Annotated in this window: 7 protein-coding genes; 5 read left to right on the forward strand and 2 right to left on the reverse strand. The window is 69.3% G+C overall.

The window, feature by feature from the left end; all coding sequences use genetic code 11:
• Positions 1-2 precede the first annotated feature (2 nt).
• From FG99_RS11145 to FG99_RS11160, 4 genes are all read left to right on the forward strand, one after another.
• The gene (locus tag FG99_RS11145) at positions 3-1,586 is read left to right on the forward strand and encodes a GMC family oxidoreductase (RefSeq protein WP_043269574.1); all 1,584 of its coding nucleotides are present in this window, start codon (positions 3-5) and stop codon (positions 1,584-1,586) included.
• A 2-nt stretch (positions 1,587-1,588) separates the two neighbouring features.
• Complete coding sequence (locus FG99_RS11150; protein WP_043269576.1) at positions 1,589-2,869, forward strand: cytochrome c; 1,281 nt, start codon at positions 1,589-1,591, stop codon at positions 2,867-2,869.
• A 120-nt stretch (positions 2,870-2,989) separates the two neighbouring features.
• Positions 2,990-5,359, forward strand: a complete 2,370-nt coding sequence (locus FG99_RS11155; protein WP_043269578.1) for a multiheme c-type cytochrome — start codon at positions 2,990-2,992, stop codon at positions 5,357-5,359.
• 100 nt (positions 5,360-5,459) lie between these two features.
• Complete coding sequence (locus FG99_RS11160) at positions 5,460-5,777, forward strand: DUF2388 domain-containing protein (RefSeq protein WP_043269580.1); 318 nt, start codon at positions 5,460-5,462, stop codon at positions 5,775-5,777.
• A gap of 69 nt (positions 5,778-5,846) precedes the next feature.
• Here the strand turns inward: FG99_RS11160 and FG99_RS11165 are convergent, their stop codons facing one another.
• Positions 5,847-6,212 carry a helix-turn-helix domain-containing protein gene (locus tag FG99_RS11165; RefSeq protein ID WP_043269582.1) on the reverse strand — a complete coding sequence of 122 codons (366 nt, stop codon included), beginning with the start codon at positions 6,210-6,212 and terminating at the stop codon, positions 5,847-5,849.
• Positions 6,213-6,218: 6 nt separating this feature from the next.
• On the reverse strand, positions 6,219-6,521 hold the full coding sequence (locus FG99_RS11170) for a type II toxin-antitoxin system HigB family toxin (protein WP_043269584.1): 303 nt from the start codon (positions 6,519-6,521) through the stop codon (positions 6,219-6,221).
• A gap of 121 nt (positions 6,522-6,642) precedes the next feature.
• Here FG99_RS11170 and FG99_RS11175 point away from each other — a divergent pair, with 121 nt between their 5' ends.
• A complete protein-coding gene (locus FG99_RS11175; RefSeq protein WP_043269586.1) occupies positions 6,643-6,969 on the forward strand; it encodes a DUF2388 domain-containing protein in 327 nt (108 codons plus the stop codon).
• Positions 6,970-7,477: the final 508 nt, after the last annotated feature.

A 7,477-nucleotide genomic window follows, 5' to 3' on the forward strand; every position in this document is an offset into this window, starting at 1 on the left:
GCATGGCCGACACGCAAAGCGCCGACTACGTGGTGGTCGGCTCCGGCGTCGCCGGCGCCCTGGTCGCCCACCAGTTGGCCCTGGCCGGCAAGGACGTGCTGATCCTCGAGGCCGGCCCGCGGCTGTCGCGCTGGGAGATCGTCGAGCGCTTCCGCAACCAGGCCGACAAGTCCGACAACCAGGCGCCCTACCCGTCCATGGCCCACGCGCCGCACCCGCAGTACCACCCGGACAACCACTACCTGGTGCAGAAGGGCGAACACCCCTACGACGTGCAGTACCTGCGCGTGGTCGGCGGCACCACCTGGCACTGGGCGGCCTCGGCCTGGCGCTTCCTGCCCAGCGACTTCAAGCTCCAGAGCCTGTACGGCGTCGGCCGCGACTGGCCGTTCGAGTACGCGGAGCTGGAGCCCTGGTACCAGCGCGCCGAAGAGGCCCTCGGCGTCTGGGGCCCGGCCGACGAGGAGCTGGGCTCGCCGCGCAGCCAGGCCTACCCCATGGCGCCGCTGCCGCTGTCGTGGAACGAGCAGCGGGTGAAGGACGTGCTCAACGCCAACGGCTACCGCGTGGTCACCGAGCCGGTGGCGCGCAACAGCCGCCCCTTCGACGGCCGGCCGACCTGCTGCGGCAACAACAACTGCATGCCGATCTGCCCGGTCGGCGCCATGTACAACGGCATCGTCCACGTCGAGAAGGCCGAGGCCGCCGGCGCCCGGCTGCTGGACAACAGCGTGGTGTTCAAGCTGGAGAAGGGCGATGGCGGACGCATAGTCGCCGCCCTCTGCAAGGACCCGCAGGGCGAGGAGACGCGGGTCGAGGGCAAGGTCTTCGTGCTCGCCGCCAATGGCGTGGAAACGCCCAAGCTGATGCTGATGTCCGAGGTCGGCAACGCCTCCGGCATGGTCGGCCGCAACCTCATGGACCACCCCGGCACCGCGGTGCGCTTCTACGCCAGCGAGAAGCTCTGGCCCGGGCGCGGGCCGCAGGAAATGACCTCGATGGTCGGCTTCCGCGACGGCGCCTTCCGCAGCCAGTACGCGGCGAAGAAAATCCACCTGTCCAACCTCTCGCGGGTGGACCAGGTGGCCGCCGAGCTGATCCGCCAGGGCCCGCTGCTGCTCGGCCGCGAGCTGGAAGCGCAGATCCGCGACCGCGCCGCGCGCTTCGTGCGTTTCGACAGCTTCCACGAAATCCTCCCGCGCCCGCAGAACCGCATCGTGCCCAGCGCCAGCGAGCGCGACGCCCTGGGCATCCCCAAGCCGGAATTCACCTACGCCATGGACGACTACGTGCGCCGCAGCGCGACGCACACCCGCGAGGTCTACGCCCATGCCGCCAGGCTGCTCGGCGGCAGCGAGGTGCAGTTCGAGGACAGCTTCGCCAACAACAACCACATCGCCGGCACCACGCTGATGGGCGACGATCCCGGCGACTCGGTGGTGGACCGCGACTGCCGCAGCCACGACCATCCCAACCTGTTCATCGCCGGCAGCGCGGTGATGCCCACGGTGGGCTCGGTGAACTGCACCCTGAGCCTCGCCGCCCTCGCCCTGCGCCTGGCCGAGCGCCTGAAAGGGGAGGCCTGAGCATGTCCACCCGCCTGCTGGCCGCCCTCCTCCTGCTGCCCTGCCTGGCCCAGGCCGCCCCGGCCCTGGACCCGGCGCCGGCCGAGCTGCTGCAGCGCGGCGAATACCTGGCCCGCGCCGGCGACTGCGCCGCCTGCCACACCGCGCCCGGCGGCCAGCCCTTCGCCGGCGGCCTGGCGCTGACCACCCCGCTGGGCGCGGTCTACTCCAGCAATATCACTCCCGATCCGCGCACCGGCATCGGCAGCTACAGCTACGAAGACTTCGCCCGCGCCCTGCGCGAAGGCGTGGCCAGGGGCGGCCTGCACCTCTACCCGGCGATGCCCTACACCGCCTACGCCAAGATCGGCGACGCGGACATGCAGGCCCTCTACGCCTATTTCCTGCGCGGTGGCGTCGAGGCCGTGGCCCAGGCCAACCGCGACAGCGACATCCCCTGGCCGCTGAACATGCGCTGGCCGCTGGCCGTCTGGAACGCGCTGTTCCATGACGACCGCCCCTTCCAGCCCAACCCGAGACAGAGCGCGGCCTGGAACCGCGGCGCCTACCTGGTGCAGGGCCTGGCCCACTGCGGCACCTGCCATACCCCGCGCGGCCTGGCCTTCCAGGAAAAGGCCCTGGACGAGAAGGGCAGCGGCTACCTCGCCGGCGCCGCCCTGGGCGGCTGGTACGCCTACAACATCACCAGCGATACCCACGCCGGCATCGGCGGCTGGAGCGATGCCGAACTGGTGCAGTACCTGCGCAGCGGCCGCCTGCCCGGCAAGGCCCAGGCCGCCGGGCCCATGGCCGAGGCCGTGGAGCACAGCTTCCAGTACCTGCGGCCCGACGACCTGCAGGCCATCGCCGGCTACCTGCGCAGCGTCAGGGCGGTCGGCGACGGCGAGCGCAAGCCGCGCTTCGCCTGGGGCGGCCCCGCCGACGACGTGGTGACGCTGCGCGGCGAGGACTTCGATGCCCGGAGCCGCGACGACGGCGCCCGGCTGTTCCTCGGCAACTGCGCCAGCTGCCACGGCTGGAACGGCCAGGGCACGCAGGACGCCTACTACCCCATGCTCAACCGCAACACCACGGTGGGCGCGCAGCAGCCGGACAACCTGGTGCAGGTCGTGCTCACCGGCGTGCACCGCGAAAGCGCCGGGCAGCAGGTGTTCATGCCAGGCTTCGCCGGCGCGCTCGACGACCAGCAGATCGCCACCCTGGTCAACTACCTCACGGCGCAGTTCGGCAACCCGGCGGTGAAGGTGGACAGCGCCCGGGTCGCCGCCATCCGCCAGCCCTGACCGCGCCTCATCCTTTCGAGGGGCCGCCGCCACTGCGGCGGAACCGGGTTTGACATACCCCCGGCAGTCACTGAAGCTGCTGCCACCGTGATACATGGCTGCCCGAACAACGGACGTCGCATGCAGAAGCCTGCCAACAAGAAAGACCGCAAAGGGGCCGCACCGGCCCGACCCGCTTCCTCTCCCCGCCTGGCGCGGCGCCTGGCTGCCGCGCTGGTGGCCGTGCTGTTGCTGGCCAGCGCGGGCGCCTGGTGGTACGTCGAGCACAGCGCCCCGTCGCTGCCGGTCGCGAGCCCGCCCGCGCCCCCGGCGAAACCCGTGGTGGCCGAGGCGCCGAAGGCCGGCTTCGTCGACGAGCAGCAATGCCAGGGATGCCACCAGGGCCAGTTCCAGGACTGGCAGGGCTCGCATCACCACAAGGCGATGCAGGTGGCCAACGAAGCCAACGTGCTGGGCGACTTCGCCGACGCCAGGTTCAAGGGCGAGGCCGAAAGCACCCGCTTCTTCCGCAAGGGCGAGGAATTCTGGGTGAACACCCCGGGCGCCGACGGCAAGCCGGCGGACTTCAAGGTGGCCTACACCTTCGGCGTGGCGCCGCTGCAGCAGTACCTGCTGGAATACCCCGGCGGCCGCCTGCAGGCCCTCGGTGTCGCCTGGGATACCCAGAAACAGCGCTGGTTCGAACTCAACCCCGGGCAGCGCATCGACTTCAAGGACGAGCTGCACTGGACGCGCCCGACGCAGAACGCCAACTTCATGTGCATCGAGTGCCACACCACCGAGTTCAAGCGCAACTTCGACGCCGACAAGAACGCCTTCGCCAGCCACTGGCAGAGCCTGGGCGTCGGCTGCCAGGCCTGCCACGGCCCGGCCTCGCGCCACCTGGAATGGGCGCAGAAACCCAACGGCGACGCCAGCCGCGGCTTCGACAAGCCGCTGGGCGCCAGCACCGCCGCCAGCGAGCTGGTGGAGAACTGCGCGCGCTGCCACGCCCGCCGCGCGCCGCTGGGCGACGGCTTCCAGCACCGCCACCGGTTCATGGACGACTACCTGCCGAGCCTGCTGACCCGCGAACTGTACCAGATCGACGGCAAGATCAAGGACGAGGTCTTCGAGTGGGGCTCCTTCACCCAGAGCAAGATGTTCGAGAAGGGCGTGAAGTGCACCGACTGCCACAACCCCCACAGCGGCCAGGTGAAGATCGCCGGCAACGGCCTCTGCCTGCAGTGCCACAACCCGGCCGGCAAGCCGGTGCGCCCGGGCATCGACGGCAAGGGCCTGCTGGCGAAGAACTACGACTCGCCCGAACATCACCACCACCAGAGCGGCACGCCTGGCGCGCAGTGCACGTCCTGCCACATGCCGGGCAAGTACTACATGGTCAACCACTACCGGCATGACCACAGCTTCAGCATCCCCGACCCGCAGCACGCGCAGAAGATAGGCGCGCCGGACGCCTGCATGGGCTGCCACCGCGACAGCGCCTCCAAGGTCAGCGAGCAGTTCCGCCTGTGGTACGCCAGCGACGCCAAGCCGGCCGGCGCCGTGCCGCGCTACGACGACACCCTGTGGAAGGCCCGCAACGGCCAGCCCGGCGCCTCGCGGGCGCTGCACCTGCTGCTGGCCAGCAGCGACCTGCCGGCGATCCGCCGCGCCACCCTGCTCGCCGAACTGCCCGCCTATCCCAGCCCGCGCTCCCTGGAACTGGCCGCCCAGGGCCTGAAGGACAACGACCCGCTGGTGCGCAACGCCGCCATAGGCGCGGCCGCCGCCCTGGCCAGCCCGCCGCGCCAGGCACTGCTGCTGGCCCCGCTGCTGGACGACCCGCTGCGCGCCGTGCGCCTCTCCGCCACCTGGCAACTGGCGCAACTACCGCCGGAGGTGCGCGCCGGGTTGCAGGCGCCGCTGGCCAAGGGCCTGAAGGAATACGAGGAGGTCCAGCTGAGCCTGGCCGAGCGCGCCGAGTCCAACCTCAACCGCGCCATGCTCTACCAGGTCACCGGCCGCGACGCCGAAGTGGAACCGGCGCTGCGCGCGGCCCTGGTGCGCGACCCCGACTTCCTGCCGGCGCTGGTCAGCCTCTACCAGTGGCTGGAAGCCCGCCAGCGCCCCGACGAAGCCCGCCAGCTGCTGGACGGCGCGCTCAAGCGCCACCCGCAGTCCGGCCTGCTGCACCACGCCCAGGGCCTGGCGCTGATCCGCCAGGGCCAGCGCGACGCGGCGCTCAAGGAGCTGCAGGAAGCGGTGCGCCTGGCCCCGGACAGCGCCCAGTTCCGCTACATCCTGGCCATCGGCCTGCACGACAGCGGCCAGGCCGACGCCGCCTGCCGCCAGCTGGAGCAACTGCTGCAACGCCACCCGGCCAACCGCGACGCGCGCCTGGCGCTGATCGCCTACCTGCGCGAGATCGGCCAGTTGGAGAAGGTACAGATGCAACTGGCCGAGCTAGAACAGCAGAACCCCGACGACCCGGCGCTGAAGGGAGAATGACGGCGCCGCCCGGAAGCGCCTGATTCCACCAGGCGCTCCGGAACTCGCCGGCGGGCACGCACTCTGAGGGGACGCGAACGCAGTCACCCAAGGAGCATCCATGCGTATCCCCGGAGCGGCCCTGGCCGTCGCCCTGTCCACCCTCCCCTTCGCCGCCGCCCAGGCCGAAGACGCCGGCTTCTGGCGCGGCGTGCTGTCCACCGGCGCCACCACCGCCTCCAGCTACCTCACCAGCCGCGACGACCACAAACTGGTCGGCCCGCTGGCCGAGGACGCCGGCAGCTTCGTCGCCAGCGCCGGCGCCATCCGCGGCCCCTGGCTGGAAGCCGAGCTGCAGCGGCTGCGCAGCGACTATCCGCAGTTGCAGCAGCGCAGCGATATGGAGTTGGCCGGTGCATTGCTGGCCGGCGAACGCTGAACGGCACTCCCCGGACACGCAATAGCCCGCAGCCCTTCACGGGGCAGCGGGCTTTTCGATGCGCTCGCCTCAGGCGTACTCGGCGATCAGACTCTCGGCGGGAATCCCCAGGTTGCGGTGCAGCTTGCGGATCATCGGCAGCGTCAGGCTGCGCTTGCCGGACAGCACCTCATAGACGCGGTTGGGCTGGCCAATCGAGGGCACCAGGTCCTTGACGGTCAGGCCGCCCTGCTCCATGCGGAACTTGATGGCCTCGATGGGGTACGGCGCCTCGACCGGGTAGTGCTTGGCCTCGTAGGCCTCGACCAGCGTCAACAGCACTTCGAAACGATCCCCCTCGGGGGTGCCGGGCTCCGGCTCGTCGTCGAAGTAGGCGGACAGTTCCTTGAGGCTGGCCTTGTAGTCCTCGTGCGTATGGATAGGTCGAATGTGCATGCTCTCTCACTCCATCTCGACGGTATTCGCGTCGACGGCATCGTACTGCGCGTGTGTGCCGATGAACTTGATGTAGACCGCGCCGAACCGGTAGGCAACCGCGACGATCAGTCGATAGTCGTTGCCCTTGATGTTGAACACCACCCGGCGGCTCTTGAGGATGCTCGCGCTGGCATACCTGGCCTTGATGTCGCCCGGCTGGCTCCAGGTCGCGGCCTTGGCTTCATCGATCCAGGCCTTGAGTGGTTGCTCCGCGTCCGGATGGGCCAGCCAGAAATCGGGCAGGTTGCCGATGGCGATGATTTTCATCGGCACATGCTAGTCCCAAGATGGGACCAACGCAACCGCGAACCGGTCATCCAGATAACCGGAACCCCTGGCAGCGCCGAGCGCTCAGAAAGGTATGCGGACCTACGGAGGAGAAACTCCCATGCGCATGTTCAAACTGACCGGCATCCTCGCTGTCTTCATCCTGCTGCCCCTGGCCCCGGCCATGGCCGACGGCTTCTGGCGCGACATCATCTCCTCCGGGGCCACCACCGCCTCGACCTACCTGACCTTCAAGCACGACCACAAGCTGATCCTCGCCGCCCGCGACGACGCCGGCAGCTACGTGGCCAGCGACGGCGCCATCCGCGGCCCGTACCTGGAAGCCGCACTGCAACGCCTGCGCAGCGATCATCCGGAGCTGCAGCAACGCAGCGACATGGAGCTGGCCAATGCCATCCTGATGAGCCAGGACGGCGTGGCGCAGTGACGGCGCTTCGTAGGATGGATCGAGCCTGCGAAACCCATGCGGCCGTGGCGATGGGTATCGCTGCGCTCAACGCCATCCTACGGTTTGCCTCCACACCGTGCCCTTGTAGGAGCGCGCCCTGCGCGCGAATCGCGGGCAGGGCCCGCTCCTATGTATGGACTCACCCCCACCGTCAACCCGCTTTTGAACATGAAAACCCGACTGCATCTATGTATTAGGCCTGTTCGAGGAAGCCACGTCGGGCTTCTGGCCAACATTGGGTAAGCCCGCGGAATGCCGATTACAAAGAGGCCTCGAAGGCCGGTAGGAGCGTAGGCATCGATCCGCGACGGTCTGACCAGGGGTCAATGTTCTTCAGCAAGGGTTGGAGCGACTTGGCGCCCCGTTGGCGGGAACTCGTTGATCAGTGGCTCATTTCCATCTCCCGGCAAGCATTCGGCTTGCGCTGGTAGGTTTGTTCGCTGCACAGCAGCACCCAGGCGATACGCAGGTTGCGGTTGGCCAGTCG

The organism is Pseudomonas sp. AAC, assembly GCF_000725445.1.
GTDB lineage: Bacteria > Pseudomonadota > Gammaproteobacteria > Pseudomonadales > Pseudomonadaceae > Pseudomonas > Pseudomonas citronellolis.